This window comes from Streptomyces sp. NPDC051243 (assembly GCF_044455405.1).
Taxonomy (GTDB): Bacteria; Actinomycetota; Actinomycetes; order Streptomycetales; family Streptomycetaceae; genus Streptomyces.
In genome coordinates, this window is the sequence record NZ_JBITES010000007.1 from 73303 (window position 1) to 100145 (window position 26843).

The 26843-nt window shown below is 71.8% G+C and carries 20 protein-coding genes and 1 tRNA gene; 14 read left to right on the top strand and 7 right to left on the bottom strand.

Going from position 1 to position 26843, the window contains the following annotated elements; genetic code table 11:
- Nucleotides 1-134: 134 nt before the first annotated feature.
- The 3 genes from ACIBAG_RS18965 to ACIBAG_RS18975 are packed head-to-tail and all read right to left on the bottom strand — an operon-like array spanning nucleotide 135 to nucleotide 5218.
- Complete coding sequence (locus ACIBAG_RS18965) at nucleotides 135-2279, bottom strand: acetate--CoA ligase family protein (protein ID WP_399106467.1); 2145 nt, start codon at nucleotides 2277-2279, stop codon at nucleotides 135-137.
- Nucleotides 2280-2283: 4 nt separating this feature from the next.
- Entirely contained in the window at nucleotides 2284-3525 is a 1242-nt protein-coding gene (frc, locus tag ACIBAG_RS18970; protein ID WP_399106469.1) for a formyl-CoA transferase, read from the bottom strand.
- A 10-nt stretch (nucleotides 3526-3535) separates the two neighbouring features.
- On the bottom strand, nucleotides 3536-5218 hold the full coding sequence (locus tag ACIBAG_RS18975; RefSeq protein WP_399106471.1) for a thiamine pyrophosphate-binding protein: 1683 nt from the start codon (nucleotides 5216-5218) through the stop codon (nucleotides 3536-3538).
- 167 nt (nucleotides 5219-5385) lie between these two features.
- Between ACIBAG_RS18975 and sucC the strand changes: the two genes are divergently transcribed.
- From sucC to fusA, 7 genes are all read left to right on the top strand, one after another.
- Nucleotides 5386-6519: an ADP-forming succinate--CoA ligase subunit beta gene (sucC, locus tag ACIBAG_RS18980; protein WP_399106473.1), complete on the top strand. Its 1134-nt coding sequence runs from the start codon at nucleotides 5386-5388 to the stop codon at nucleotides 6517-6519.
- A gap of 14 nt (nucleotides 6520-6533) precedes the next feature.
- The gene (gene sucD / locus ACIBAG_RS18985) at nucleotides 6534-7418 is read left to right on the top strand and encodes a succinate--CoA ligase subunit alpha (RefSeq protein WP_399106475.1); all 885 of its coding nucleotides are present in this window, start codon (nucleotides 6534-6536) and stop codon (nucleotides 7416-7418) included.
- 248 nt (nucleotides 7419-7666) lie between these two features.
- Nucleotides 7667-9208 carry an aldehyde dehydrogenase family protein gene (locus ACIBAG_RS18990; protein WP_399106477.1) on the top strand — a complete coding sequence of 514 codons (1542 nt, stop codon included), beginning with the start codon at nucleotides 7667-7669 and terminating at the stop codon, nucleotides 9206-9208.
- 222 nt (nucleotides 9209-9430) lie between these two features.
- Nucleotides 9431-9515 (top strand) — tRNA-Leu (locus ACIBAG_RS18995).
- Nucleotides 9516-10099: 584 nt separating this feature from the next.
- On the top strand, nucleotides 10100-12946 hold the full coding sequence (locus ACIBAG_RS19000; RefSeq protein WP_399106479.1) for an AAA family ATPase: 2847 nt from the start codon (nucleotides 10100-10102) through the stop codon (nucleotides 12944-12946).
- Between the two features lie 533 nt (nucleotides 12947-13479).
- Nucleotides 13480-13605, top strand: coding sequence for a hypothetical protein (locus ACIBAG_RS19005; RefSeq protein ID WP_399106481.1), 126 nt, complete (start codon nucleotides 13480-13482; stop codon nucleotides 13603-13605).
- Nucleotides 13606-13757: 152 nt separating this feature from the next.
- Entirely contained in the window at nucleotides 13758-15818 is a 2061-nt protein-coding gene (fusA, locus tag ACIBAG_RS19010; RefSeq protein WP_399106483.1) for an elongation factor G, read from the top strand.
- Nucleotides 15819-15942: 124 nt separating this feature from the next.
- Here fusA and ACIBAG_RS19015 read toward each other — a convergent pair whose 3' ends face one another.
- The 3 genes from ACIBAG_RS19015 to ACIBAG_RS19025 are packed head-to-tail and all read right to left on the bottom strand — an operon-like array spanning nucleotide 15943 to nucleotide 17762.
- Entirely contained in the window at nucleotides 15943-16326 is a 384-nt protein-coding gene (locus ACIBAG_RS19015) for a hypothetical protein (protein WP_399106485.1), read from the bottom strand.
- A gap of 35 nt (nucleotides 16327-16361) precedes the next feature.
- Nucleotides 16362-16754: an SCO5389 family protein gene (locus ACIBAG_RS19020; protein ID WP_399106487.1), complete on the bottom strand. Its 393-nt coding sequence runs from the start codon at nucleotides 16752-16754 to the stop codon at nucleotides 16362-16364.
- A 60-nt stretch (nucleotides 16755-16814) separates the two neighbouring features.
- Entirely contained in the window at nucleotides 16815-17762 is a 948-nt protein-coding gene (locus ACIBAG_RS19025; RefSeq protein WP_399106489.1) for an ATP-binding protein, read from the bottom strand.
- A 194-nt stretch (nucleotides 17763-17956) separates the two neighbouring features.
- Between ACIBAG_RS19025 and ACIBAG_RS19030 the strand changes: the two genes are divergently transcribed.
- From ACIBAG_RS19030 to ACIBAG_RS19045, 4 genes are read left to right on the top strand one after another with little or no spacing between them, the layout of a single operon-like run.
- Nucleotides 17957-18493: a GNAT family N-acetyltransferase gene (locus ACIBAG_RS19030; RefSeq protein WP_399106491.1), complete on the top strand. Its 537-nt coding sequence runs from the start codon at nucleotides 17957-17959 to the stop codon at nucleotides 18491-18493.
- Nucleotides 18494-18496: 3 nt separating this feature from the next.
- Nucleotides 18497-19990, top strand: coding sequence for an ABC transporter substrate-binding protein (locus ACIBAG_RS19035; RefSeq protein ID WP_399106493.1), 1494 nt, complete (start codon nucleotides 18497-18499; stop codon nucleotides 19988-19990).
- Between the two features lie 3 nt (nucleotides 19991-19993).
- A complete protein-coding gene (locus ACIBAG_RS19040; protein WP_399106495.1) occupies nucleotides 19994-21790 on the top strand; it encodes an ABC transporter permease subunit in 1797 nt (598 codons plus the stop codon).
- A complete protein-coding gene (locus ACIBAG_RS19045) occupies nucleotides 21787-23016 on the top strand; it encodes an MDR family MFS transporter (protein ID WP_399106497.1) in 1230 nt (409 codons plus the stop codon). Before ACIBAG_RS19040 ends, ACIBAG_RS19045 begins: the two co-directional genes overlap by 4 nt.
- A 156-nt stretch (nucleotides 23017-23172) precedes the next feature.
- Here the strand turns inward: ACIBAG_RS19045 and ACIBAG_RS19050 are convergent, their stop codons facing one another.
- Nucleotides 23173-23934: a CDP-alcohol phosphatidyltransferase family protein gene (locus ACIBAG_RS19050; RefSeq protein ID WP_399106957.1), complete on the bottom strand. Its 762-nt coding sequence runs from the start codon at nucleotides 23932-23934 to the stop codon at nucleotides 23173-23175.
- 108 nt (nucleotides 23935-24042) lie between these two features.
- Between ACIBAG_RS19050 and ACIBAG_RS19055 the strand changes: the two genes are divergently transcribed.
- The 3 genes from ACIBAG_RS19055 to ACIBAG_RS19065 all read left to right on the top strand — a co-directional run bounded on the left by ACIBAG_RS19055 (nucleotide 24043) and on the right by ACIBAG_RS19065 (nucleotide 26826).
- Nucleotides 24043-25026 (top strand): zinc-binding alcohol dehydrogenase, encoded by a 984-nt coding sequence (locus tag ACIBAG_RS19055; protein ID WP_399106499.1) that lies wholly within the window; start codon nucleotides 24043-24045, stop codon nucleotides 25024-25026.
- A 151-nt stretch (nucleotides 25027-25177) separates the two neighbouring features.
- Nucleotides 25178-25576 carry a 6-carboxytetrahydropterin synthase gene (locus ACIBAG_RS19060; RefSeq protein WP_031475993.1) on the top strand — a complete coding sequence of 133 codons (399 nt, stop codon included), beginning with the start codon at nucleotides 25178-25180 and terminating at the stop codon, nucleotides 25574-25576.
- Nucleotides 25577-25683: 107 nt separating this feature from the next.
- Nucleotides 25684-26826, top strand: a complete 1143-nt coding sequence (locus ACIBAG_RS19065; protein WP_399106958.1) for a glycosyltransferase family 4 protein — start codon at nucleotides 25684-25686, stop codon at nucleotides 26824-26826.
- The last annotated feature ends 17 nt before the right edge of the window (nucleotides 26827-26843 follow it).

Sequence of the window (26843 nt, forward strand, 5' to 3'; positions counted from 1 at the left end):
TTTTTTTTTTTGTGCCCCCCCCCCCGGCGCCCCCCCCCCCGGCCCCCCCCCCCCGCGGGGGGGGGGGGGGCGGCGGCGGGCGCGGCCGCCCCCCCCCCCCCCCCCCCCCCCCCCCCCCCCCCCGCTGCCTCACCTCATGAACCGCCCCCCAAGAGTCCCGCCGCCCGCGCCCACCGGTACTTGGCGCCCAGCACGGCCACCGGCTTCTCCGTCGTGTACGGGTACGCCACGACCCCCCGCTCGTACAGGTACTGGCAGGCCTCCTCGACCTCGACGTCACCCGCGAGTGACGCGACCACGGGCTTTTCGATGCCGCGCTCCCGGAATTCGGCCACCACGCGCGCGGTGAGCTCCGCGAAGACCATCGGGGGAGTGACGATCGTGTGCCAGTAGCCCAGGACCAGTGCGTGGATGCGCGGATCCTCCAGACCGAGCCGGATCGTCGCCTCGTACGTCGACGGCGGCTCGCCACCGGTGATGTCGACCGGGTTGCCCGCCGCCCCGAAAGGCGGGATGAACGTCCGGAAGGCCTCGTCCAGGTCCGGCGGGATCTCCATCAGGGACAGACCGTTGTCGGTCACCGCGTCCGACAGCAGTACGCCGCTGCCGCCGGCCCCGGTGATGATCACGACGTTGTCGCCCTTGGGAGCCGGCAGCACCGGCAACGCGCGCGCGTACTCCAGCATTTCGTTCAGCCCGGGCGCCCTGATGACACCGGCCTGCTTGAGGATGTCGTCGTACACGGCGTCGTCGCCCGCGAGGGCTCCGGTGTGCGACCCGGCGGCCTTCGCGCCGGCGGCCGTACGACCCGCCTTGAGAACCACGACCGGTTTCTTCGGTACGGTCGCCCGCGCGGCCTCGACGAAGGCGCGCCCGTCCTTGAGGTCCTCCAGGTGCATCGCGATGCACTCGGTGTGCGGGTCCTCGCCGAACCAGGTCAGCAGGTCGTCCTCGTCCAGGTCCGACTTGTTGCCGAGGCCCACGATCGCCGACACGCCCGTCTTCGTGGTCCGCGCGAAGCCCAGGATGGCCATCCCGATGCCGCCGGACTGCGAGGTCAGCGCCACCCCGCCCTTGACGTCGTACGGCGTGCAGAACGTGGCGCACAGGTCCTGCCACGTCGAGTAGTAACCGTAGATGTTCGGCCCGAGGAGGCGTATGCCGTGCCGCTCGGCGACGGCCACGATCTCCGCCTGGAGTTCGTGCTCGCCGGTCTCCGCGAACCCGGAGGGGATCAGCACGGCGTTCGGGATCTTCTTGCGTCCCACCTCCTCCAGGGCCGAGGCCACGAACTTGGCGGGGATAGCGAAGACCGCCACATCCACCTCACCGGGAACGTCCGTGACACTCTTGTACGCCTTGCGGCCCAGAATGTCATCGGCCTTGGGGTTCACCGGGTGGATGTCCCCGGCGAAACCGCCGTCGATGAGGTTGCGCATGACCGAATTGCCGATCTTGCCCTGCTCGTTGGAGGCACCGATGACGGCGACCGACGACGGCTGCATCAGCCGGCGCATGGAGGTGAGGATCTCCTCGCGCGAGTAGCGGCGGCGCGGCTTCACCGGCGCTTCGGAGAGGATCACCCGGATGTCGGCCGCGACAGCCCCCTCCGCCGTCGCGATCACCGGATTGAGGTCCACCTCGGCGATCTCCGGGAAGTCCGCGACCAGTTGTGAGACCCGGCGGATCTGCTCGGCGATGGCCCACCGGTCCACGGCCGCCTGGCCGCGCACCCCGCGCAGGATCTCCGCCGACCGGATCGAGTCCAGCATGGACAGCGCCTCGTCGGCGCAGACGGGCGCGAGCCGGAAGGTGACGTCCTTGAGGACCTCGACGAGCACCCCGCCGAGCCCGAAGGCAACGACCTTCCCGAACGTCGGGTCGGTGACCGCTCCGACGATGACCTCCTGCCCCTTGGGGAGCAGTTCCTGGACCTGCACGCCCTCGATGCGCGCATCGGCGTTGTACGCACGGGCGTTGTCGACGATCTTGTGGAAGGCCGCCCGTACGTCCGTCGCGCCCTCGACGCCCACGATCACGCCGCCCGCGTCCGTCTTGTGCAGGATGTCCGGCGAGACGATCTTCATCACCACGGGCCCGCCGAGGCGCGCCGCGTACGCCACCGCCTCCTCGACGTCCGTCGCGAGTTCCTCGCCCGGTACGGCGATCCCGTACGCGTCGGCTACCACCTTGCCCTCGGGCGCGGTCAGCGCGGTGCGTCCCTCGGCCCGCACGGAGTCGAGGAGCGTCCGCACCCTCAGGACGCGGTCTTCGGCCATCACGTCAGATCACTCCGTTCGACTTGAGCAGGCGCAGCTCCTCGTCGCCGAGGCCGAGCTCGCCGATGTAGACCTCTTCGTTGTGCTCGCCGAGCAGCGGTGAACTGGTCACCTCGACGGGGGAGTCGGACAGCTTCAGCGGGCTGCCGACGGTGACGAACTCGCCCCGCTCGGGGTGCGGCACGGTGACGACCATCTCGTTGGCGACCAGCGAGGAGTCCTCGATGATCTCCTTCGTCGACAGGATCGGCCCGCACGGGATGTTGTGCGCGTTGAGCTTCTCCAGCACCTCCCACTTGGGCAGGGTCGAGGACCACTCCTCGATCAGCTGGAACATCTTGTTCAGCTTGGGCAGCCGGGCCTCCGGCGTCGCCCACTCCGGGTCGTCGGCGAGTTCGGGCCGGCCGATGAGCTCACTGATCGGCTGCCAGCCGACGGGCTGCACGATCACGTACACGTAGTCGTTCGGGCCGCCCGGCGCGCACTTGACCGCCCAGCCGGGCTGACCGCCGCCGGACGCGTTTCCCGAGCGGGGAACTTCGGTGCCGAAGTCCTCGTTCGGATATTCAGCGAGCGGCCCGTGTGCCAGGCGTTGCTGATCCCTCAGCTTCACCCGGCACAGGTTGAGTACAGCGTGCTGCATGGCCACGTTGACCCGCTGCCCACGCCCGGTGTTCTCGCGCTGGAACAGCGCCGCGAGGATCCCCGCCACGGCGTGCACCCCGGTCCCCGAGTCCCCGATCTGGGCTCCGGTCGCCAGCGGCGGCCCGTCCTCGAAACCCGTGGTCGACATCGACCCGCCCATGGCCTGCGCGACGACCTCGTACGCCTTGAAGTTGGTGTACGGGCCTTCGCCGAACCCCTTGATGGAGGCATAGACGATACGCGGATTGATCTCCTGGATGCGGTCCCAGGTGAAGCCCATGCGGTCGACCGCACCCGGTCCGAAGTTCTCGACCATGACGTCGGAGCGCCGGATCAGCTCGGTGAGGATCTCCTTGCCGCGCTCGGTCTTGGTGTTGAGGGTGATGCTCCGCTTGTTGCAGTTGAGCATCGTGAAGTAGAGGGAGTCGACGTCCGGGAGGTCACGCAGCTGCTTGCGCGTGATGTCACCGGTCGGCGCCTCCAGCTTGACGACGTCCGCGCCGAGCCAGGCGAGCAGCTGGGTCGCGGAGGGCCCGGACTGGACATGGGTCATGTCCAGGACGCGGATGCCTTCGAGAGCCTTGGTCGACGTACCAGTCATGAAGGCCTCCTCACTTGTACATGGTCTGGTTCATGGTTCCGGGGGCGTACGCGTCCGGGTCGACCCAGACGTTGATCAGCGACGGCTTCCCGGACTCGCGGGCGCGCCGCAGCGCTGGGCCGATGTCGGCGGGGTCACGAACCTCCTCGCCGTAACCGCCCAGCATCTGCGCGAACTTGTCGTAGTGGACGTCGCCGAGGGTGTTGCCGACCCGCTCGCGTTCCACGCCGTACTTCTGGGCCTGGCCGTAGCGGATCTGGTTCATCGAGGAGTTGTTGCCGACGATGCCGACGAAGGGAAGGTTGTAGCGGACCAAGGTCTCGAAGTCCCAGCCGGTGAGGGAGAACGCGCCGTCGCCGAAGAGCGCGACGACCTCCTTGTCGGGCCGCGCCTGCTTGGCCGCCAGCACGAACGGCACCCCGACGCCGAGCGTGCCGAGGGGACCCGGGTCCATCCAGTGCCCGGGCGACTTGGGCTGCACGACCTGCCCGGAGAAGGTGACGATGTCGCCGCCGTCGCCGATGTAGATCGAGTCCTCGGTGAGGAAGTCGTTGATCTCACTGACCAGCCGGTACGGGTGGATCGGTGAGGCGTCCGACTTCAGGCTGGGCAGCCGCTTGCCGAGGGCGGTCTGCTCGGCCGCGCGCAGCTCGTCGAGCCACTCCTTGCGCTTCGAGGCGCCGCCGTTGACGCGTCCGGAGGCGGCCTCGGTCACCGACTTCAGCACGAGCCCGGCGTCGCCGACGATGCCGAGGTCGATGTCGCGGTTCTTGCCGACGGTGCGGTAGTCGAGGTCGATCTGCACGACGGTCGCGGCCGGCGACAGCCGCTTGCCGTAGCCCATCCGGAAGTCGAAGGGCGTGCCGACGATGACGATGACATCGGCGTTCGAGAAGGCGTACCGCCGCGACAGCTGGAAGTGGTGGGGGTCGCCGGGCGGGAGTGTGCCGCGGCCGGCCCCGTTCATGTAGGCGGGGATGTTGAGGGTGCGCACCAGCTCGATGGCCGACTCGGTGCCGCGTGTCGTCCACACCTGGCTGCCGAGCAGGATGGCCGGCTTCTCCGCGTGAACCAGCAGGTCGGCGAGCTTCTCGACGGCCTCGGGGTCGCCGGCCGAGCGCGTGGAGGCGCGGTAGGCGCCCTGCTTGGGCACGCGTGCCTGGCTCGCCGGCACCTTGGCGTCGAGGACGTCGCGCGGGATCTCCAGGAAGGAGGGCCCGGGTGCGCCGTGGTAGCACTCGCGGAAGGCCATGGACACCATGTCGGCCGCGCGTGCCGTGTCCGGCACGGCCGCCGCGAACTTGGTGATCGGCGTCATCATGTCGACGTGCGGCAGGTCCTGCAGGGACCCCATCTTGTGCTGGGTGAGGGCGCCCTGGCCGCCGATGAGCAGCATCGGGGACTCGGCGCGGAAGGCGTTGGCGACACCGGTGACGGCATCGGTGGTGCCGGGCCCGGCGGTGACGACCGCACAGCCGGGCTTGCCGGTGATGCGTGCGTAGCCGTCGGCGGCGTGGGCGGCGACCTGTTCGTGGCGGACGTCGACGACCTCGATGCCCTCGTCGACGCAGCCGTCGTAGATGTCGATGATGTGGCCGCCGCACAAGGTGTAGATGCGGTCGACCCCCTCGGCCTTCAGCGCCTTGGCAACGAGATGACCACCGGAAATGACGTCCTGGGTGTCGTCGGGCATGGCGAAGTCCTGTCCCTTCGTAGGGGGTTGGGAACGCACTCAGCGGTATGTCGTCGGCCGTCGGCAGTACATTGCATACAGTCGACGAATACTGTATGAAGCTTGTTATCCCGCATCCGGTGGGTGGTGTCCAGGGGGCGTGCGGCACTTTTGAGTCAGGAGCCGGAATGGACCTGTACGAACACCAGGCAAGGGAACTCTTCGAGGAACACGGCATCTTGGTGCCGCGGGCAGAGGTGACGGACTCACCCAAGGAAGCCCGTGAGATCGCGCGCCGACTCGGCGGCCGCGTCGTGGTCAAGGCCCAGGTGAAGACCGGTGGCCGCGGCAAGGCGGGCGGCGTGAAGCTTGCCGCCGACCCGGCCGCCGCCGAGATCACGGCACGCCAGATCCTCGGCATGGACATCAAGGGGCACAGGGTCGGCAAGGTGATGCTGGCCCAACCTGCCGACATCGAGGCCGAGTTCTACGTGTCGTACGTCCTCGACCGAGCGGCGGGCGGGTTCCTCGCCATCGCCTCGGCCGAGGGCGGCATGGAGATCGAGGAGGTCGCCGCCGGCCGGCCCCAGGCCGTGGCGCGCATCCCCGTCGACCGGGCCGAGGGTGTCACCTCCGCGAAGGCCGGCGAGATCGCGGAGGCGGCCGGACTGCCCCCGCAGACCGTCGACGTCCTCGTACGGCTCTGGGAGGTGCTGGTCCGCGAGGACGCCCTCCTCGTCGAGGTGAACCCGCTCGTGCGCACACGGCAGGGACAGATCCTCGCCCTCGACGGCAAGGTCACCCTCGATGACAACGCCCGCTTCCGGCAGGCCCGTTGGGGTGCCGAGGGCATGGAGCACGACGACGCACTGGAGGCGGCGGCCGCCGCCAAGGGCCTCAACTACGTCAAGCTGGACGGCGAGGTCGGGATCATCGGCAACGGAGCCGGACTCGTCATGTCGACACTGGACGTGGTCGCGGGCTGCGGTGCCCGTCCCGCCAACTTCCTCGACATCGGCGGCGGCGCGTCGGCCCAGATCATGGCCGACGGTCTCTCCGTCATCCTCTCCGACCCCGCCGTGAAGTCGGTCTTCGTCAACGTCTTCGGCGGGATCACCGCGTGCGACGCGGTCGCCGACGGCATCGTGCAGGCCCTGGACAGCGTCCGGTTGACCAAGCCGCTCGTCGTCCGCCTCGACGGCAACAATGCCGCCCGTGGCCGCGCCATCCTCGACGGACGCGCCCACCCCCTGGTCGAGCAGGCCACCACCATGGACGGCGCCGCGCTGCGGGCCGCCCGACTCGCCGCCGCCACAGCCTGAGGAGACACGACGACATGGCGATCTACCTCACCAAGGAGAGCAAGGTCCTCGTCCAGGGCATGACCGGCGGCGAGGGCATGAAGCACACCCGGCGCATGCTCGCCGCGGGCACGAACGTCGTCGGCGGCGTCAACCCGCGCAAGGCCGGCCGCACCGTCGACTTCGACGAGCGTGCCGTCCCGGTCTTCGGGTCGGTTGCCGACGGTATACGGTCCACCGGCGCCGACGTGACCGTCGTGTTCGTGCCGCCCGCCTTCGCGAAGGCGGCCGTCGTCGAGGCCGCGGACGCCGGTATCGGGCTCGCGGTCGTGATCACGGAGGGCATCCCGGTCCACGACTCCGTGGCCTTCACGGCGTACGCCAAGGCGCGCGGCACCCGCATCGTCGGCCCCAACTGCCCCGGCCTGATCACCCCCGGCCAGTCCAACGCGGGCATCATCCCGGCCGACATCACCAAGCCCGGCCGCATCGGCCTGGTCTCCAAGTCCGGCACGCTCACCTACCAACTGATGTACGAGCTCCGCGACATCGGCTTCTCGACCTGCGTCGGCATCGGCGGCGACCCGGTCGTCGGCACGACCCACATCGACTGCCTCGCCGCCTTCCAGGACGACCCCGACACCGAACTCATCGTCCTCATCGGGGAGATCGGTGGCGACGCCGAGGAACGCGCGGCCGCTTACATCCGCGACCACGTCACCAAGCCGGTCGTCGGCTATATCGCCGGGTTCACCGCACCCGAGGGCAAGACGATGGGCCACGCGGGCGCGATCGTCTCCGGCTCGTCCGGTACGGCGGCGGCGAAGAAGGAGGCGCTGGAGGCAGTGGGAGTAGGGGTCGGCAGCACGCCCACCGAGACGGCGCGTCTGGTGCTGGACCGCCTGGGGGCGCGGGCGTGACGTCACTCCTGGCGGGAGCGAGGTCGTTTTCCGGAGGTTCCCGGCCTCGTCGGCTTCCGTCATAGCCCGGTACGACCGCCCACCCGTCTCCCATCACCGCCCACCCGTCTCCCATCACCGCCCACCCGTCTCCCATCACCGCCCACCCGTCTCCCATCACCACCCTCCCGTCTCCCATCACCACCCTTCCAAGGAAGGGGCCTACCGGTCCCTTTCCTCTCGACTGTGCACCGAGAGCGGAGACCCCGATGGCAACCACCCTCACCCTGAAATCCGGCACCTCCTGGTCCGACGCCTGGCAGCGCTGCCTCGCGGTCGCCCCCGAGGCCTTCCGGGACGACCGTGTCCTCAACCTCTGGAACTCCGACTGGCAGGCGGACGGCCGTGCGCTGCCCGCCACCAGCCCCGTCGACGGCAGCCCGATCGCCGGCCCGCCACGACTGGACCCGGCCACCGCCCACCAGGCCGTGCGCGCCTCGCTCGACCAGCACCGCGCATGGCGGCACATCCCACTGGACGAACGCCGGGCCCGCGTCGCCGCCACCCTCGACGCCCTGACCCAGCACCGGGAGCTGCTCGCCCTGCTGCTCGTGTGGGAGATCGGCAAGCCGTGGCGGCTCGCCCAGGCGGATGTCGACCGGGCCATCGACGGCGTGCGCTGGTACGTCGACGGCATCGAACCGATGGTCGCCGGCCGGGCTCCGCTGGACGGCCCGGTTTCCAACATCGCGAGCTGGAACTACCCGATGAGCGTGCTCGTTCACGCAGTGTTGGTACAAGCAATGGCAGGCAACGCGGTCATCGCCAAGACCCCGACCGACGGCGGTGTCGCTTGTCTGACGCTGGCCTGCGCGCTGGCCGCCCGCGAGGGAGTTCCCGTCACCCTCGTCAGCGGCAGTGGAGGCGAGCTGTCCCAGGCGCTGGTGCGGGCGCCCGAGATCGGCTGTGTCTCCTTCGTCGGCGGCCGCGACACCGGCGCCGCGGTGGCCACGGCCGTCGCCGACCTCGGCAAGCGACACATACTCGAACAGGAAGGACTCAACACCTGGGGCATCTGGAACTGCACGGACTGGGACTCGCTCACGGCGGTCATCCCGAAGCTCTTCGACTACGGCAAACAGCGCTGTACGGCGTATCCGCGCTTCGTCGTCCAGCGTGAGCTGTTCGACGAGTTCCTCGCGGCGTATCTCCCCGCGGTGCGCACGCTGAAGGTCGGCCACCCCTTGGCGGTCGAGAAGCGGGACGACCCCTACCCGCGACTGGACTTCGGGCCGTTGATCAACGCGGCCAAGGCCAAGGAGCTGCAGGACCAGGTCGCCGAGGCGATCGACCGCGGCGCCGTCCCGTTGCACCGGGGCAGTCTGTCCGGCGCCCGTTTCCTGCCCGGGCAGGAAACCTCGGCGTACGTCCAGCCGGTCACACTGCTGAACCCGCCGCCGTCCTCCCCGCTCCACCACGCGGAACCATTCGGCCCGGTCGACACGATCGTCCTGGTCGACACCGAGGCGGAGCTGCTGGCGGCGATGAACGCGTCCAACGGCGCGCTGGTCGCCACGCTCTCCACCGACGACCGGGCGACCTACGACCGTCTGGCACCGCAGATCCGCGCGTTCAAGGTCGGCCACGGAAAACCGCGCTCCCGCGGCGACCGCGACGAACTGTTCGGCGGCTTCGGCGCCTCCTGGCGCGGGGCCTTCGTCGGCGGAGAGCTGCTGGTACGCGCGGTCACGCTAGGGCCGGAGGGCGAGCGGCTCCCGGGGAACTTCCCTGACTACCACCTCATGCCGTGACGAGACCGGCCGGTGGCGCCCGACGGCTTCGGACAAAGCCGGCCGACACCGGGCGCTGCGTGACCAGCTGATCACGTGAGGTGAAGCCCTTCGAGTCGCCTGGTCTCTCGGCTCGCGTCGGCCGTCCGACGGGCGGATATGCAGGTGAAAGGCACTCCGAAACCTTGGTATTGTTGTCCATGTCGCCGCGGGGAACACCCCTGGCAAGGCGGCAGACACCTAGTCCGGGTGGCGGAATGGCAGACGCGCTAGCTTGAGGTGCTAGTGCCCTTTATCGGGCGTGGGGGTTCAAGTCCCCCCTCGGACACAGATCGTTTCCAGCTCATGCGGGTCGAGGACGCCTCGGCCCGCATAGCTGTTCTACGGACCCGGCCGCCGCCCGCGGACGTCGACCGAGCAGGCACCCCTCCCGGTCATGTCCGCGCTCACGCACCGATCCCCTTCCGTTGCCCTCCCGGCCGCCCGACGCCAGCCCGGAATACGCGACGAGACGACGGTCGCCCTCCGTGACCTCGCAGGCCGCCTCGTATACGGGCCTCAGCCGGTACCTCCCGTTCCTCCGACGCCTGACCACCAGGACCACGAGCAGCAGAAGCACCCCCGCCACCACACCGCCGATCAGCATCCGCCCTTCCCGGACTCACCGCAGCCGGGATCCCATCCTGCCGGGCGCGACGGGCGCGACGGGCGCGACTGGCGCGACGGGCGCGACGGGCGCGACGGGCGTTGACGATCGTGGAGTCGCGTAGATCGACTACCTGCTTTCCGTGGACGGGCCGTCGGGCGCCCGCAGCCCCGCCGGGCAGGCTGCGCCGCCCCTTGTCGGCGGCCGTTGTCAGTGGCGTACGGCAAGATTCACACCAAGCACCATCTTTCGGGGGGTACGCGCACATGACCACGGAACAGGCGCCGTTCGTCGGCCGGGAGGCCGAACTCGGGCGGCTGGAGCGGCTGCTGGCCGAGCTGCTGGAGGAGGGACACGACCGCCCGGTCGTGATCGACATCAGTGGCGAGGCGGGCATCGGCAAGAGCCGGCTGGTGCACGAGCTGGGTCTGCGCGCGGTGCGGCGCGGGGCGGCGGTGCTGCGTGGCCGTGCGACGGAGTACGAGTCCCACATCCCGTTCCAGCCGTTCACCGACGCCTTCGCCGACCTCGACCCGGTGACACTCGCGTCCTTCCCGGCGCTCGCCGAGGTCGCCCCCGTGCTCAGCGGCGTCCCCCGCCACGCGGACCGCTTCGACCTGCACCGCGCCACCGCCGCCCTGCTGACCCACGCCGCCGCCTCCCCGCTGGTGATGGTCCTGGACGACATGCACTGGGCGGACGCCGCCTCCCTGGAACTGCTCGACCATTTCGTACGACATCCCCCTCGCGCCCGTGTTCTCCTGGTCGTCGCCCGCCGCGACCGCCAGACCCCGGCCCCGCTCGCCGCGACCCTCGCCCGCGGCACGGACACCGGCGCGGTACGACGGACGGTCCTCGGCCCCCTCGGTGAACGCGAGTGCGTCGAACGGCTCAGCGCCGGCCTGGACGGCGACGAGGCCGCACGGCTCTTCAGGGCCAGCGAGGGCAACCCCCTGTATCTGCTGACCCTGCTCCAGGCGCACCGTGAGGGCGCCCCGGTCAGCCGGCTGTCCACGACCGGACTCGGCGCGCTGCTGCTCGACGAGCTGACCCCGCTGACTCCCGACCAGCGGCGCCTCGTCGAAGTCGTGGCCACACTCGGCGACCACGCCCGGCCGGCCCTGCTCGGCCCGGTGACCGGCTGCGAACCGGACCGACTGGCCGCTGACCTCGCCGTACTCACCCGCCGCGACCTGCTGCGCTCAACCCCTCAAGGACGGCCGGCGCTGCGCCACCCCGTGCTGCGCAGCCTCGTCCACGACGGCACCGACCCCTGGGTGCGCACCGAGATCCACCGGCTGGCGGCGGCCGAACTGGCCCGGTCGGGCGCCCCGTCGGCCGAGCGGGCACACCACGCCGAGCACTCGATGTCCGGCTGGGACCCGGAGGCGGCGGAAGTCCTGATCGAGGCCGCCGAGCAGGCCGCCCATACGGCGCCCGCGAGCTGTGCGCACTGGCTGGACGTGGTCCTCACCCACCTGCCGCACACGTCGGAACACGCGAGCCGCAGACGGGAGCTGATGCTGCGACGGGCCAGGGCGCTGGGAGTCTGCGGTCAACTGCGCGCGAGCCGCGACCTGCTGCACCAGGTGATCGCCATGCCCGACCCGGGCGACGGGACCGCGTCGCGCGCCTCGGCCGTGGTGCTGTGCGCCGTCATGGAGCGGCATCTGGGGCGCTACTCGGAGGCGGTGGCCCTGCTCCGCCGGGAACTGCACCGCACCGACCCGGCACCGTCGCCCGCCGACCAGGTGGCCCTGGGGCTGGAACTGGGTTCGTCGGCTCCGCACGACACGTCGTACCCGACCGTGCGCGAGGACGTGGCGCGGATCCTGGAGGTGGCGCGTTCCCTCGGCGACGAGGAGGGTGTCGCGGGCGCGCTGAGCGTCGCCGCGCTGGGAGAGGTGTACGAAGGGGAGACGGCCGCGGCCGGCGACTTCGCCCGCCGGGCGGCAGCGGTCGTGGACTCGCTGCCGGACGACGACCTCACCGGACTGTGCGAGCCGCTGGCCCGGCTGGGCTGGGCCGAGGCGTTCCTGGAGCGCTTCGCGGACGCCGAGCGGCACGCCGACCGGGGTCTGGCCATCGCCCGCCGCACCGGCCAGGTCTACCTCCTGCCTCATCTGCTGCTGTGCAAGACGCACGTCCGCATACAGACCTGCCGGGTGGCGTCCGCGGTGGAGCTGGCGGACGAGGCCGAGGACATGGCCCGGGGCATCGGCAGCGACGAGTTGCTCGCCTTCGTCCTCGCCACCAAGGCCCAGGCACTGATCGCCGCCTGCCCGCCCGGCGATCAACGGCCCCTGGCCACGGCGGAGGAGGCGGTGGCCGCCGCCGGCCTGGGCGCCAACTGGTGGGCGTCCATAGCCTGGACCGTGCTCGGGTACGCGGCGCTCATCAACGGCGACCCGGCCCGGGCCCGGGAGGCCGTCCTGCACGCGGGCGGTCCTCGGCTGCGGCGGCTCCAGCCCTCGATGCGGCCCTTGTTCCTGGAGATCCTGGTGACCGCAGCGGTCGCCACGGGCGATCCGGACGCGGCCCGCGAGTGGGCCGGGCGGGCGCGTGTCGAGGCCGAGCGGCTCGGCCTGCCGATCCAGCGGGCCTCGGCGCTGCGCAGCGGGGCGCACATACCCCTCGGCCGGGGCGACACCAGGGCCGCGGCCGACCTGTTCGCGGCCGCGGCGGCGGAGAGCGCGCGCGGTGGGGGAGCGTTCTGGGAGGCGTACTCCCTGCTCCTGCGCGCTTCCGTGCCGGGCGACGACGCGGACAGCGCCCGGAAGGGAGAGGCCGCCTGGCATCGCGGGCAGCAACTCGCCGCGACCGGAGGGTCCCGGATGCTGACCGAACTGGCGGAGATGGTCCGTCCGGCGGTGACCGACGCCGCCTTCGGCTCCGAGCGGCGGCTCGCCGAGCTGACCGTTCGCGAGCGCGAGATCGCCGACCTCGTCGCCGAGGGCCTCACCAGCCCCGCGATCGCCGAACGGCTCTGCCTGAGCCGCCGTACGGTCGAGACCCACGTGTCGCGGATCTACCGCAAGACGGGAGTCTCGTCACGGGCCGCCCTGGTGGCGCTGATGGCGGGGCGCACGGCGGCACGGTCGTTCAGCGGGTGAACCACCGGGCGGTGTGCCGTCGGCTTCGGATTGCCGTCGGCCGACGGGGAGTTGGGTGCCGTCCGCATTGGCCGTCGCCGAAGGCGGTGTGCCCTGCGGCGGCCATCGCGGTCACCGAGGATTCGTAGCCGATCCGCACAGGCAGATGGGTCCCGAGGGGAGGGGCCCGTGATCGTGTTCGACGTGCTCACCGTGGTGTTGCTCGTGGTGGTGGGGCTCGTCGTCCTCGTGGCCTGCTGCCTGATGGCGGCCATGTTCCAGGAACACGCCCGGCGCCGCCGCGTCGCCCGCCTGGGCGAGTGCGTTCGAGCCCGCTGCCTGGACTCCCGCCCGCCCGCCGACCCCCGGCCGGCGCGTTCGTCGGAGTGGAGACCTCCAGGCCTACGGGGAGGGCCGGTCCGGAGGCGAGATCTGGGTACTGCCGTGAAATTCGCGTGCCCCGACCTCGCCCGTTTCCCTAAACTCGCCACGCAATCACGCGCCGCCCTCAGCCCGGCGGCGCGTCACCGTGACGAGTCGAGGGGAGCCGCGCCGTGCGTGACCACACCGCTGTCGTCGTCTTCCCCTCCCGGCACGACCGGTACGACGTGATCCTCGTGTCCTCGTCCGCCCGGTGCCCGCTGCGCGGCCGGCACCGGATGCCCGTGACGAACACCTGAGTACCGGAGTACTCGGGTACATCAATTTCCTTGCCCTGCCTGGTCTCTGTCCACAGCGGCAGGTCGTCCTCGCGTGCGCAGACGCGTGCGCCTCGTCCGGGAATCGCGCTGACCCCTTTACCGCTTCCGGATCATCCGAAAGGCCAAGGGCCGTGCGCACCAACCTCAACACCCTCGCCGTCGTCCGCAACCTCGGCATCCTCGCCCACGTCGACGCCGGCAAGACCACCGTCACCGAACGGATCCTGTACGCCACCGGGACCACGCACAAGCGCGGCGAGGTCCACGACGGCACCACCGTCACCGACTTCGACCCGCAGGAGCGCGATCGCGGCATCACCATCTTCGCGGCGGCGGTCAGCTGCGATTGGGACGGTCACCGGATCAACCTGATCGATACCCCCGGGCACGTCGATTTCGCCGACGAGGTGGAGCGGTCGCTGCGCGTCCTCGACGGCGCGGTCGCGGTGTTCGACGCCGTGGCGGGCGTCGAGCCGCAGAGCGAGTCCGTGTGGCGCCAGGCCGACCGGCACGGCGTGCCGAGGATCGCGTTCGTCAACAAGCTGGACCGTGCCGGCGCCGACCTCGACACGGCGGTCGCGTCGATCCGGGAACGGTTGCACCCGGCGCCGCTGGTGGTGCAGTTGCCGATCGGTGCGCAGGACGGATTCCGCGGCGTCGTGGACCTCGTACGGATGCGGGCGCTGGTGTGGGCCGACGACGCCGAGACGGTCGTGGAGGAACCGGTGCCGCAGGACCTGCGCGAGGAGGCGCGACGGCGTCGGCGAGCCCTGGAGGAGGCCGTGGCCGAACTGCACGCCGAGGCGCTGGAGGAGTTCTGCGCACGGTCGACGGTCGCGCCGGAGACCCTCGACACCGCCCTGCGCGACCTGACCCGTAGCGGCGACGGTGTCGTCGTGCTGTGCGGCTCGGCCTACCGCAACCGGGGGATCGAGCCGCTGCTCGACGCGGTCGTGGCGTATCTGCCCTCGCCGCTCGACGTGCCGGCCGTTCGCGGCGCGGGCGACAGCGCCGACGAAGAGCGTCCCGCGGATCCGCGGGCCCCGTTCGCGGCGCTGGCGTTCAAGGTGAACGCGACTCCGACCGGGCGGCTGACCTATCTGCGGGTGTATTCGGGAACGATCGAGAAGGGAGGCACGGTGTACGACCCCGGCGCGCGGCGCACCGAGCGGATCGGGCGGATCCTGCGGGTCCAGGCGGACCGTCATGCCCAGGTGGACCGGGCGGTCGCCGGGGACATCGTGGCCGTGGTCGGGCTGAAGTCGGCCCGAGCGGGCTCCACGCTGTGCGCACCGGACGCCCCGCTGGTCCTCGAACCGCCCGGCGTGGCCGAGCCGGTGGTGTCCGCGGCGATCGAGGCTCGCAGGTCCACCGACACCGAGCGGCTCGCCTCCGCGCTGGGGCGGCTGGCCGAGGAGGACCCGTCGCTGGTGGTGCGGACCGACGCCGAGACCGGGCAGACGGTGCTGTCGGGCATGGGTGAACTGCATCTGGAGGTCGCGGTGGAGAAGCTCCGCCGGGACCACGGGCTGGCGGTCGACGTCGGCCGTCCGAGGGTGTCCTACCGGGAGACGGTCGGCCGCGGGGTGTCCGGCTTCGTCTTCCGGCACGTCAAACAGGACGGCGGGGCAGGGCAGTTCGCGCATGTCGTCCTCGACGTGGAGCCCGCGGAGTCGGAGTCCGGCTTCGAGTTCCGCTCGGCCGTCGTCGGCGGTCGCGTTCCGCAGGAGTACGTCCGTGCCGTCGAGGCCGGCTGCCGGGACGCCCTCGCCGACGGCCCGCTCGGCGGCCACCCGGTGACGGGGCTGCGCGTCACCCTCACCGACGGGGCGACGCATGTGAAGGACTCCTCCGACACGGCCTTCCGCACCGCCGGCCGCCTCGGCCTCCGCGAGGCCCTGCGCACCTGTGCGATGGTCCTCCTCGAGCCGGTCGTCGAGGTCACGGTCACCGTGCCCGAGGACGCGGTCGGCGCAGTGCTCGGCGACCTCGCGGCGCGACGGGGCCGCGTGACCGGCTCGGCCACGCGCGCGGGCGCCGCGGTCGTGACGGCGACCGTGCCACTGGCGGAACTGTTCGGCTACGCGACCCGGTTGCGCAGCCGGACACAGGGGCGCGGAGGCTTCACGGCCCGTCCGACCGGGTACGCACCGGCGCCGGCACAGACGCCGACGACGACGGCGTTGCGGTAGAGCTGGCGGGGCCCTGTTCCATCGAGGAACAGGGCCCTACGCCCTCCACGGGCGGCTGCTCCCCCTGACGGGGAGGAGCAACCCCTCTCGTGCCACCCGGTGATCCGCGGCGACGCCGAAGGGGTCACGGCGTCGCCGCGCGGAAGAGAGCCAGGAGGGCCTGAGCCGGCGCAGTGTCTGCATCGAAGAACTGCGTGGCCAACGCGGGCGGGACGGCTGCCCCGTGCATCCGGACCTCGTGGCAGCTGAAGCAGAACGCCGCTTCGAACAGGGCCAGATCGAGGGAGTCCTCGTAGGCACGAATGCTCCAGCCCGGTGCGAAGCCACAGCGGTGTTGTTTGCCGCCGGGCAGTGTCGCGATCAGGGTCAGGGCGTCGGCCGCTTCGGCCCCGGCCCAGTGGGCGACAGCCCTGCCGGGATACGGGGCGCCCCGCTTGACCGGGAGGGCGGAGATCCGTACGACCTCGATCAACGCGGTGGCGGCCACGGCTTCCTCGGGGAGCTGCATGAGCACAGTCTCCCCGTCGAACTCGGTGTGCCGGATCAGCAGTCCCGGAACTCCGGTGACTGGTTCAGCACCTGCGACCGCACCGAAGTGAACCGCGCGTACTTCTCCCCGTCCCGCGCCTCCGGCCGGAACGCCGCCACCCGGTGGCAGTTCTGGAAGGCGAGGGTCACTCCGAAGTGGCGCTCCAGGCTGCCGCGGATCGCGTCGCTGGCGAGGGCCCGCAGGAGTTGGCCGCGTTCCCGCTCGGACGGGGGAGGGGTCTGGTTGTCGGTGAACTCGGCCGTGCCGTCGCGGAGTTCGGCGGCGAGGGAGGCGATGAGGTCGTAGGCGTACGGCAGGGACGTGCGGACGGTGTCCACGAAGTCCTCCTCGCGGATGTCACCGTGTTCGGCTTCGGCGAGGAGCTTCGGGGAGACGTCGAGAGACATGTGGGTGTGTTCCTGTTCGGGGGAGGTGGTGCGGGGTGCTGAAGGGAGGTGGGGTCGTCGTCAGGCCAGTGCCGCCGGGCCCGGCACGAACTCCGGGTCCACCTGGGCTGCCAGGTCGTGGCCCGTCCTGTCGTCCGCCCAGGCGCGGGCGTTGCGCAGATGGAACTCGACGGCGTGGGCGTGGGTCGTGGGCCAGTCCTGGGGGTGGGCGTCCACCGCCTCGCGCAGGACGTTCAGGGCGTGCACGTTGTGGGATTCCAGCTCGCCCTGCTCCCTGCCCTGTTCGGCGGCGCGGACCCACGGGGAGTGGACCAGGTGGGTGAGGAGGTCGTCGCCCACCTCCTCCTTGAGGAAGAGCAGGTCGTCCTCGCCCGTGACCTTGTTGCCGACGACCGCGATACGGATCCCGAACTCCCTCGCGTGGTCCCGGTACTGGCGGTACACCGAGACACCCTTGCGCGTGGGCTCCGCCACCAGGAAGGTCATGTCGAAGCGGGTGAACAGGCCCGACGCGAAGGCGTCCGCGCCCGCCGTCATGTCGACCACCACGTACTCGCCGGGGCCGTCGACCAGGTGGCCGAGGTAGAGCTCCACCCCACCCAGCTTGGAGTGGTAGCAGGCCACCCCCAGGTCGCTCTCGTCGAACTCGCCCGTCACCATCAGCGGTACGTCGCCCACGCGCCGGACGTGCCGCGCGTGCACCTCGTCGTCGCCGAGGAGGCGCAGGAGACGGGAGCCGCGACCGGGTGGCGTGGTCTTGATCATGGCGTCGGCGGAGGGGATACGCGGGTTGGTGCCGCGCAGGTACTCCTTGATGTCCCGCACATGGGCGCCGAGCGGCGGGGCGTCCAGGGCGTCGCCCTCGTGGCCCAGAGCCTCGGCGAGGTGCTGGTTGATGTCGCCGTCGATGGCCAGCACTGGCGCGCCGGAGTGTGCCAGGTGGCGGGAGAAGAGCGCGGACAACGTCGTCTTGCCGCTGCCGCCCTTGCCGACGAATGCGATGCGCATCAGCAGCGTCCCGCCTTCGTGGCCGGGACAGCCTGCGGGATGACCTGCAGCATACCCTTGTTGAAAATGGATGTCATGTGAGTAGGGTGTCGGCGGCTCGCGATCACTGTCAAATCGTCTGGCCTGTAAGGGGGTTGTGGGGTCCGCGGAGGTCGTCGCGATCACCCCTTTCTCTTAATGCATATGATGTGCAAGTGCACAACTACAGCATCAGGGCGGCGAGCCCGGACGACCTCGACGGTGCGCGAGCCCTGATGCTCGACACCGTCTACCACGACCTCGGCACCGGCTACGTGCCCCGCTGGCACGCGGACATCATCGACCCGGCCGCCGCCTATCTCGCCCCGCCCCGCCACACCCTCCTCGTCGCCCTCGATCCGCGCGACGACGCTGTCGTGGCCACCGCGGCCCTCGACTCCCGCGGCCCGGCCCACCCGCCGAACCCGCGCCACCTCGCCGAGCGTTACCCCTCCGGCGAGACCGCGCAGCTGCGCCGCGTCTACGTCCGCCCCGAGCACCGCAGGCGCGGCCTGGCCCGGCGGCTGGTCGAGGAGCTGCTCGCCTTCGCCTCGGCGGACGGCGGCTACCGCGCCGTGTATCTGCACACCGACCCCGAGGTGTCCGGCGCCGAGGGCTTCTGGCGCTCGCTCGGCAAGGTCGTGCACGACGAACGCGAGCACAGCGGCGGCGCGAACGGCGTCGTCCACTTCGAGATACCGATGGAGCGATAGACCGTGCGACGCCGACTCCGCCCGCTCCTCGCCCTCGTGCTGGCCCCCGTACTCGCCGGCTGCTTCGCCTCCGGCGGCGACGCCGACTCCGCGGGTGACGCCCAGGACGGCTCCCGCCTGCGTGTCGCCCTCGCCTTCCCGCCCGCCGAGAACCTCTCGCCGTACGGCGCGGACGCCACCATCCTCAGCCGCCTCGGCGTCACCGAGGGCCTGACCGCGCTGGACGCCAACGGCGCCGCCGCCCCCGCCCTCGCCGCCTCCTGGCGCCAGGAGAACGACCGCACCTGGCTGTTCACCCTGCGCGAGGCCACCTTCCAGGACGGCTCGAAGGTCACCCCGGCCGCGGTCGCCGCCGCCCTCACCCACGCCACACAGGCCAAGCCCGCCCCGGCCGCCCTGTCCGGCGTCGGCCTCACCGCCGAGGCCGAGGGCGGCACCGGCGTACGGATCAGCACGGACGCCCCCGACCCGATCCTGCCGCTGCGACTGTCCAGCCCCTCCCTCGCCATCCTCGCCGACAAGGCGTACGGCAAGGATGACAGGGTCGACCCGGTCGGCACCGCCACCGGGCCCTTCGAGCTCACCAAGGTCATGGGCACCACCGCGGCCACCCTCGACCGCTACGACGACTACTGGGGCGGCCGCGCCCAGGCCGCGGGCATCGACGTGAAGTTCGTCGCCGACGGCACCGCCCGCGCGAGCGCCCTGCGCACCAACCAGGTCGACCTCGCCGAGGCGATCCCCGTCGCCCAGGCCGCCACCCTCGACAAGGCCACCCGCGAGGCGACCGCCACCACCCGCACCACGAGCCTGCTCCTCAACACCGAGAAGGGCCCCTTCAAGGACGCCGCGCTCCGGGCCGCCGCCCGGCAGTCCGTCGACACGTCCGTGCTGGCCAAGGACGTCTACGAGGGCTACGCCGACGCCGGCACCGGCATCTACGGGCCCGCCGTCACCTGGGCCGCCGGGAAGCGGACCGAGCCGGTCGGGCGGGCGAAGGCGGGCAGGGCCGACGGGACGCGGATCACCCTCGCCACCTACGACAACCGGCCCGAACTGCCGGAGGTCGCCCAGGTGCTGAAGCAGCAGCTGGAGAAGGCCGGGTTCGACGTCACGCTGGAGGTGCGCGAGTACTCCCGGCTGGAGAGCGACGCCCTGGCCGGCAAGTTCGACGCCTTCGTGCTCGCCCGCAACACCCTCGTCGACACCGCAGACCCCGTCTCCGTCCTCGCCGGCGACTACACCTGCGACGGCGGCTACAACATCGCCCAGCTCTGCGACAAGGACGTCGACCGGGCCGTGGCCAAGGCCGAGGACGCCGCCGACACCACCGAGCGGCAGGACGCGGCCATGGCCGCCGAGGCCCACATCCTCGGCACGGACGCCGTGGTGCCGCTGGTCCACCAGCGCATCATCACCGGCGTCGCGGCGTCCGTCCGGGGCGCCCTCCTCGACCCGTACGAGCGCACCCTCGTCGGCACCGGAACCCGGCGCTGAACCATGCGGAGTCAGGCAGTCACGCTCCTGTGGCGTGCGGGGATCGCGGCCGCCCTGGTGGGTGCCATCGGCGTACTGCCCTGGCTCTCGCACACCGACCCGGCGCTCACCGTCCTCAAGGCCCGCTCGGCGGACCGCGACCCCACCCCCGAGGTGCTGGCGGACATCCGCGCCCAACTGGGCCTGGACCACGGCCCGTTGCGACTGCTCGCAGACTGGCTGGGCGGGCTGTGGCGCGGGGACGCCGGCCGGTCGTGGATCTCCGGCAGCGAGGTCACGCCCGCCGTCCTCCAGGCCCTGGGCGTCTCCCTGCTGCTGATGGCGGTGGCCCTCGCGGTCGCCGCCGTCACCGCCGCCCTCATCTGCGCCCGCACCCTCTGGCTGGGCGCACAGCGGCGGCTCGACGGGCGGCGCGCCGGAGGCACCGGTTCCGCCGTCCTCGCCGCACTGCCCGAGTTCCTCACCGCGTCGGTGCTCGCCACCGTCGTCGGCGTGCAGTGGGGCTGGCTCCCGGCCCTCGGCTGGTACGGACCCCGGTGGACGATCCTGCCCGCCCTCGCCCTGGGTCTCCCGGCCGGCGCGGTCCTCGGTCGGCTCCTCGACGACCTGCTGCCCGGCGCCTTCGCCGAACCCTGGGCCCTGGCCGCCACCGCACGCGGGCTGCCCGGCCGCACGGTCGCCCGCCAGGCCCTGCGCCGCTGCCTTCCCGGACTGCTGCCCAACACCGCCCTGTTCGTCGTGGGCATCACCGGCGGAGCGGTCACCGTGGAGCAGGTCTTCGACATCCCCGGCCTCGGCCGCACCACCCTCCAGGCCGCCCTCGCCCAGGACCTGCCCGTCCTCCAGGCCGGCACCCTCGCCCTCGTCCTGCTCGCCGCGGCCGCCGCCGCACTGGCCCACCTCCTCACCCGCCTGCTGATCGGCCCGGCCCTGCGCGACGGCGCGCTGCCGACGCTGCACCGCCGGTCGACGCCCGCACCCAGGCTCCTGCCGATTGCATACGGTGGACTGCTGACCGCCGTCATCGCCCTCGGCCTGCCCCGCGACCCGCTGGCCCTCGACACCGCCGAGCGACTCACGGCCCCTTCCCTGTCGCACCCGTTCGGCACCGACGCCCTCGGCAGGGACATGCTGGCCCGCGTCGCGCACGGCGCACTCGACACACTGCTGCTCGCCTTCGCCATCACCGCCGTCACCCTGCTCACGGGAGTCGCACTGGGCCTGCTGCCCCGGCTGTCCGGCCCGCTCGTCGACACCGTCACCGCGCTGCCGCCGGTCCTCGTCGCCCTGCTCGTCACCGCGGTCGCCGGCAGCGGAACCGCCACACCCGCGCTCGCCGTGGCAGCCGTCGCGTGGGCGCCCCTCGCGGCCCACACCTGCGCGCTGCTCCGGCAGGAGCGTGCCGCCCTCCACCTGACCGCGACCCGCGCCCTGGGCGCCGGCGACCGGTACCTCCTGCGCCACGAACTGCTGCCCGCAGTCCTCCCGCCCGTCACCCGGCACGCCCTGCTCCGCCTTCCCGGCATCGCCCTCGCGCTCGCCTCGCTCGCCTTCCTCGGCCTGGGCGCCCAGCCGCCCGCCCCGGAATGGGGCCTGCTCCTCGCCGAGAACCAGCCCTACGCCGAGCGCGCACCCTGGGCGGTCCTCGCCCCCGCTGCCGTACTCGCCCTGCTGGGTGCGCTGGCGGTGACGGCTGCTGGAGGAGTGCGACGCGGTCGGCGTCGCAGCCGTCAAACGGAGGCCACCGCGCCCGTACTCGACAAGCAACCCGACACAAGGGAGTTGGTGGCCACCCGATGACGGCGCCCCTGATACTCGGCTTCCGCGGGACGGCTCCGGCCCGCCCCCGCCTGTCCCCCCTCCTCCGCCTCCTCATCTTCACCCAGCTCGCCTTCAACGTCGGCTTCTTCGCCGTCCTGCCCTTCCTCGCCGAGCACCTGGGGCAGGCCGTCGGGATGGCGGGGTGGCTGGTCGGGTTCGTGCTGGGGCTGCGGACCTTCAGCCAGCAGGGGCTGTTCGTGGTGGGCGGGGCGCTGGCCGACCGCTATGGGATCCGGCCGGTCGTGCTCACGGGGTGCGTGCTGCGGATCGCCGGGTTCGCCTGGCTGGGATACGCACAGCAGACCTGGGCGGTCATCGGAGCGGTGCTGCTGATCGGCTTCGCGGCCGCGCTGTTCTCGCCCGCCGTGGAGTCCGAGGTGGCCCGGCAGGCCGTGGCGTGGGAGGAGTCGGGCGGCGGCTCACGCACCCACGTCCTCGCGCTGCTCACCGTGGCGGGACAGGCGGGCGCGTTCGTCGGCCCGCTGCTGGGCGCGCTGCTGCTCTCGGTGGACTTCCGTACGGTCTGCCTGGCCGGCGCCGGCATCTTCGTCCTCGTCCTCGCCGGGCACGCGTGGCTGCTGCCGCAGCACATACCCGGGCGCGGCGGCGTCGCCTTCCGCGGCGGCATGGGGAAGATGCTGCGCAACCGCCGCTTCCTCGCGCTGTGCGGTGCGTACGGCGCCTACCTCCTCGCCTACAACCAGCTCTACCTCGCCCTCCCCGACGAGGTGGAGCGCGCCACCGGCTCCCAGACGGCACTGGCCTGGCTGTTCGCCCTGTCCTCGCTGCTGGTGGTGATCGCCCAGCTGCCCGTCACCCGGTGGGTGGGGGAGCGGCTCACCCTGCGCCGGTCCATGGCGGCCGGACTGCTGCTGATCGCCGTGGGCTTCGCGCTCGTGGCGGCGGCACGGCCCGCGGACTGGACCGGTACGGCGGGCCTGTTGCCCGCGGCCGGCTTCGTCGTCCTGCTCACCCTCGGCCAGATGCTGGTCGCCCCGGTCGCCCGGGCCTGGGTCCCCGACCTCGCCGAGGAGGGCCGACTCGGCCTGTACACCGGCGCGTTGTCCTCGGTCTCCGGCCTGATCGTCCTGCTCGGCAGCTCGGCGACCGGAACGCTCCTGGACGCCGGCCTGCCGGCGGCTGTGCCGTGGCTGGTGCTGGCGGTTGTGCCGGTTGCGGCGATCGGGGTGCTGCCGCGCAGGTAGAGACGGTGCACGTCCAGCGGTGACGCAGCAGCGACCGTTTCCGAGGACAGCTGCCTGTCCGCAGCCAAAGCGCAGGGGCGTGTACCCCACTGGACGGCGACGGGCCGCCGCGGGCTACCCACCGCAACCACCGCCTCCCGTTCGACGACCGACCCCTCAGGACGCCACCAGCTCCCGAACCTCCACCACCCGGACCTCCGCCGTGCGCGACGTCCGGTAAAGCCACAGGACATCCCGGCCGAACGACCACACCAGCGCCCCCAGCGCCACCCCGGTGACCGCGAACGTCGCCGCGTACGGGAGGTAGCCGGACGCGGCCAGCAGCAGGAACACTCCCTGCATCGCGGCGACCGTCTTGCGGGCCATGCTCGGCGGGAGCGGGGCGTTCAGCCAGGGCCGGACGCGGGCGGCGGCGACGAAGGCGTAGCGCATGGTGCCGATGAGGAGGACCCAGGGGCCCAGCGAGATCGAGACGTACACGCTCAGGACGAGGATCAGGAACGCGTCGACCTCCATGTCGAACCGCGCGCCCAGGGGAGTCGACGTGCCGGTGCGCCGGGCCACCTTGCCGTCGACGCCGTCGAGGATCAGCGCGACCGCCGTGAGACCGACGAAGAGCGTGACGGGCGGGGAACTCTGGAAGAAGGAGTCCGCCACCAGCGCCGTGACGCCACCGACCAGCGTCGCGCGGCCGAGGGTGACCCGGTTGGCCGGCCCGAACGAGCGGAGCCCGGAACGGTGCAGGGCCGTCGCGAGCAGCGCCCAGGTCGCGATCGCGAAGACGAGGCCGGTCAGCCAGCCCGCCGGCCCCAGGCCGATCGCCGAACCGAGCAGGGCCAGCAACAGGATCTGCACGCCCGCTCCCACAGCGGTCTCCTGCTGGACCAGCCTCGCGTCGTAAGTGTTGTTCAGGGCCACCGCACATTCCTCCGGCCAGGTGACAGAGTCGATCAAGGCCGCGTACTGTGCGCGACCTGTGCACACCTCGGTACGTGCACAGCTTCACGATCGTTCAGGAGGTTTCCGATGAACCGCACCGCACGTGCGTTCTGGCTCAGCTCTCCGGGTGAGGGAGAGCTCCGGGAGGTAGCCCTTCCGGAACCGGGCGAGGACGATGTGCTGGTGCGGTCGCTGTACTCCGGGGTCAGCCGGGGCACGGAGACACTCGTGTTCCGCGGCGGCGTTCCGCGGAGCCAGTACGCGGCCATGCGAGCCCCGTTCCAGGAGGGCGAGTTCCCCGCCCCGGTGAAGTATGGCTACCTCAGCGTCGGGGTGGTGGAGGAGGGGCCGGCAGCACTCGTCGGCCGTACTGTCTTCAGCCTGTATCCGCATCAGACGCGGTACGTCGTCCCCGCGAGCGCGGTCACCGTCGTACCGGACACCGTGCCCGCCGCCCGGGCCGTCCTCGCCGGCACCGTCGAGACCGCGGTCAACGCCCTGTGGGACGCCGCGCCCCTGGTCGGCGACCGGATCGCGGTGGTCGGCGGCGGCATGGTCGGCTGCTCGGTGGCCGCCCTGCTGGCCCGCTTCCCCGGCGTACGGCTCCAGTTGGTGGACGCCGATCCGGGCCGGGCCGAGGTCGCCGGGGCCCTCGGCGTCGAGTTCGCCTCGCCCGAGGAGGCGCTCGGCGAGTGCGACCTGGTCGTCCACGCCAGCGCCACCGAGCAGGGCCTGGCCCGCTCCCTGGAACTGCTCACCGCCGAGGGCACCGTCCTCGAACTGAGCTGGTACGGCGACCGGCAGATCGGCCTCCCCCTCGGCGAGGCCTTCCACTCCCGGCGCCTGGTCATCCGCAGCAGCCAGGTCGGCACCGTCTCCCCGGCCCGCCGCGCCAGCCGCACCTACGCCGACCGGCTCGCCCTCGCCCTGGAACTGCTCGCCGATCCGGCCCTCGACGCGCTCGTCACCGGGGAGAGCGCTTTCGCGGAGCTGCCCGACGTGATGCCCAAGCTCGCCTCCGGGGAGATCCCGGCCCTCTGTCACCGCGTCAGGTACGCGGACACGCCTTGACGGACTCGTTCAATCCGGGACGACAAGAGCGCCTGACCTGAGAAAAGAGTGAGAGAGGGCTGAACAACGGGAAGCGAAGAGCCGTACTACACGACATCCCCGGCAGCCATCAGCGGGGATGAGGAGCGCACCGCACCTGGAGGGTCGTCCGTTGTTCAGCATCACCGTCCGCGATCACATCATGATCGCCCACAGCTTTCGCGGCGAGGTCTTCGGACCCGCGCAGCGCCTGCATGGAGCGACGTTCCTGGTGGACGCCACGTTCCGGCGCGAGCAGCTGGACGACGACAACATCGTCGTCGACATCGGACTGGCCACGCGCGAACTGGGCGCGGTCGTAGGTGAACTGAACTACAGAAACCTCGACAACGAGCCCGACTTCGCCGGGATCAACACCTCCACCGAGTTCCTGGCCAAGGTCATCGCGGACCGGCTGGCCGAGCGGATCGAGAAGGGCGCGCTGGGCGAGGGCGCCAAGGGGCTCGCGGGGCTCACCGTCACGCTGCACGAGTCGCATGTCGCGTGGGCGAGTTACGAGCGTGCGCTGTGACCGACACCGTCGTGGAAAAGCCCGAAACGGCGGGTGGCCCGGGTGAGTCGGGCAAGCCGGTTGGGTCCGGTGGGCCGGGTAAGTCGGAGCAGGTCACCCTCGGCTATGTGCCCGTGCAGCACTCCGTCCTGAAGAACGCCGAGATCATCCCCATGTCCCTGAGCTCCGTGCACTTCGTCATGCCGGGCGGCGTCGACGACGCGGCCGCGCCGAGCGGCGGCAACGCCTATGACCGGCGGGTCAGTCTGGACCTGCCCGGCTTCGGCTGGCAGGTGCACAAGCACGCGGTCGCCGGCAGCTGGCCCAGGCCCGGCGCGGCGGCCCGCGCGGAACTCGCCCGTACCCTGCGCGAGTTCCCGGACGGCACCGTCGTCCTGCTGGACGGCCTGGTCGCCTGCGGTGTCCCCGAGATCATCGTCCCGGAGGCGGAACGGCTGCGCCTCGCCGTTCTCGTCCATCTCCCGCTCGGCGACGAGACCGGACTGGAGCCGGCCGTCGCCGCGGAACTGGACGCCCGGGAGCGCGCGGTGCTGCGCGCCGTCCCCGCGGTCATCGCCACCAGCGACTGGGCGGTGCGCCGCCTCGTCTCCCATCACGGCCTCGCCCCCGACCGGGTCCATGCCGCGGCCCCCGGCGCCGACATCGCGCCCCTCGCCTCCGGCACGGACGGCGTGTCGCGGCTGCTGTGCGTGGCCGCCGTGACCCCGCGCAAGGGACAGCACCGGCTGGTGGAGGCACTGGCGGCGGTGACCGACCTGCCCTGGAGCTGCGTCTGCGTGGGCGGCCTGAGCCAGGACCCCGAGTACGTGGCCGGGTTGCGGTCCCTGATAGCGAAGCACGGCCTCCAGGACCGGCTGATCCTGGCGGGCCCGCAGGCCGGCGCCGAACTCGACGCCAGCTACAACGCCGCCGACCTCATGGTGCTCACCTCCTACGCCGAGACGTACGGCATGGCGGTGACGGAGGCCCTCGCGCGCGGGATCCCCGTGCTGGCGTCGGACGTCGGCGGCCTCCCGGAGGCGGTCGGCGTGGCTCCCGACGGCGGCGTCCCCGGCATCCTCGTCCCGCCGGAGAACCCTGCCGCGATCGCCGCCGAACTGCGCGGCTGGTTCGGCGAGGCGGACGTACGACGCCGGCTCAAGGCGGCGGCCCGGGGACGCCGGGCCGCCCTGAACGGCTGGGCCGGCACGGCCCGCAGCCTGGCCGCGGTACTGGGCCGACTGCCGAACGAACCCCGGAGGGCGGCATGAGGAAGACAGCGACGGCA

Bases quoted from the DNA above. Each gene is read 5' to 3' on its own strand.
- ACIBAG_RS18965 (WP_399106467.1), bottom strand. From the start codon at position 2,279: ATGGCCGAAGACCGCGTCCTGAGGGTGCGGACGCTCCTCGACTCCGTG.
- frc (WP_399106469.1), bottom strand. From the start codon at position 3,525: ATGACTGGTACGTCGACCAAGGCTCTCGAAGGCATCCGCGTCCTGGAC.
- ACIBAG_RS18975 (WP_399106471.1), bottom strand. From the start codon at position 5,218: ATGCCCGACGACACCCAGGACGTCATTTCCGGTGGTCATCTCGTTGCC.
- sucC (WP_399106473.1), top strand. From the start codon at position 5,386: ATGGACCTGTACGAACACCAGGCAAGGGAACTCTTCGAGGAACACGGC.
- sucD (WP_399106475.1), top strand. From the start codon at position 6,534: ATGGCGATCTACCTCACCAAGGAGAGCAAGGTCCTCGTCCAGGGCATG.
- ACIBAG_RS18990 (WP_399106477.1), top strand. From the start codon at position 7,667: ATGGCAACCACCCTCACCCTGAAATCCGGCACCTCCTGGTCCGACGCC.
- ACIBAG_RS19000 (WP_399106479.1), top strand. From the start codon at position 10,100: ATGACCACGGAACAGGCGCCGTTCGTCGGCCGGGAGGCCGAACTCGGG.
- ACIBAG_RS19015 (WP_399106485.1), bottom strand. From the start codon at position 16,326: ATGCAGCTCCCCGAGGAAGCCGTGGCCGCCACCGCGTTGATCGAGGTC.
- ACIBAG_RS19020 (WP_399106487.1), bottom strand. From the start codon at position 16,754: ATGTCTCTCGACGTCTCCCCGAAGCTCCTCGCCGAAGCCGAACACGGT.
- ACIBAG_RS19025 (WP_399106489.1), bottom strand. From the start codon at position 17,762: ATGCGCATCGCATTCGTCGGCAAGGGCGGCAGCGGCAAGACGACGTTG.
- ACIBAG_RS19040 (WP_399106495.1), top strand. From the start codon at position 19,994: ATGCGGAGTCAGGCAGTCACGCTCCTGTGGCGTGCGGGGATCGCGGCC.
- ACIBAG_RS19045 (WP_399106497.1), top strand. From the start codon at position 21,787: ATGACGGCGCCCCTGATACTCGGCTTCCGCGGGACGGCTCCGGCCCGC.
- ACIBAG_RS19055 (WP_399106499.1), top strand. From the start codon at position 24,043: ATGAACCGCACCGCACGTGCGTTCTGGCTCAGCTCTCCGGGTGAGGGA.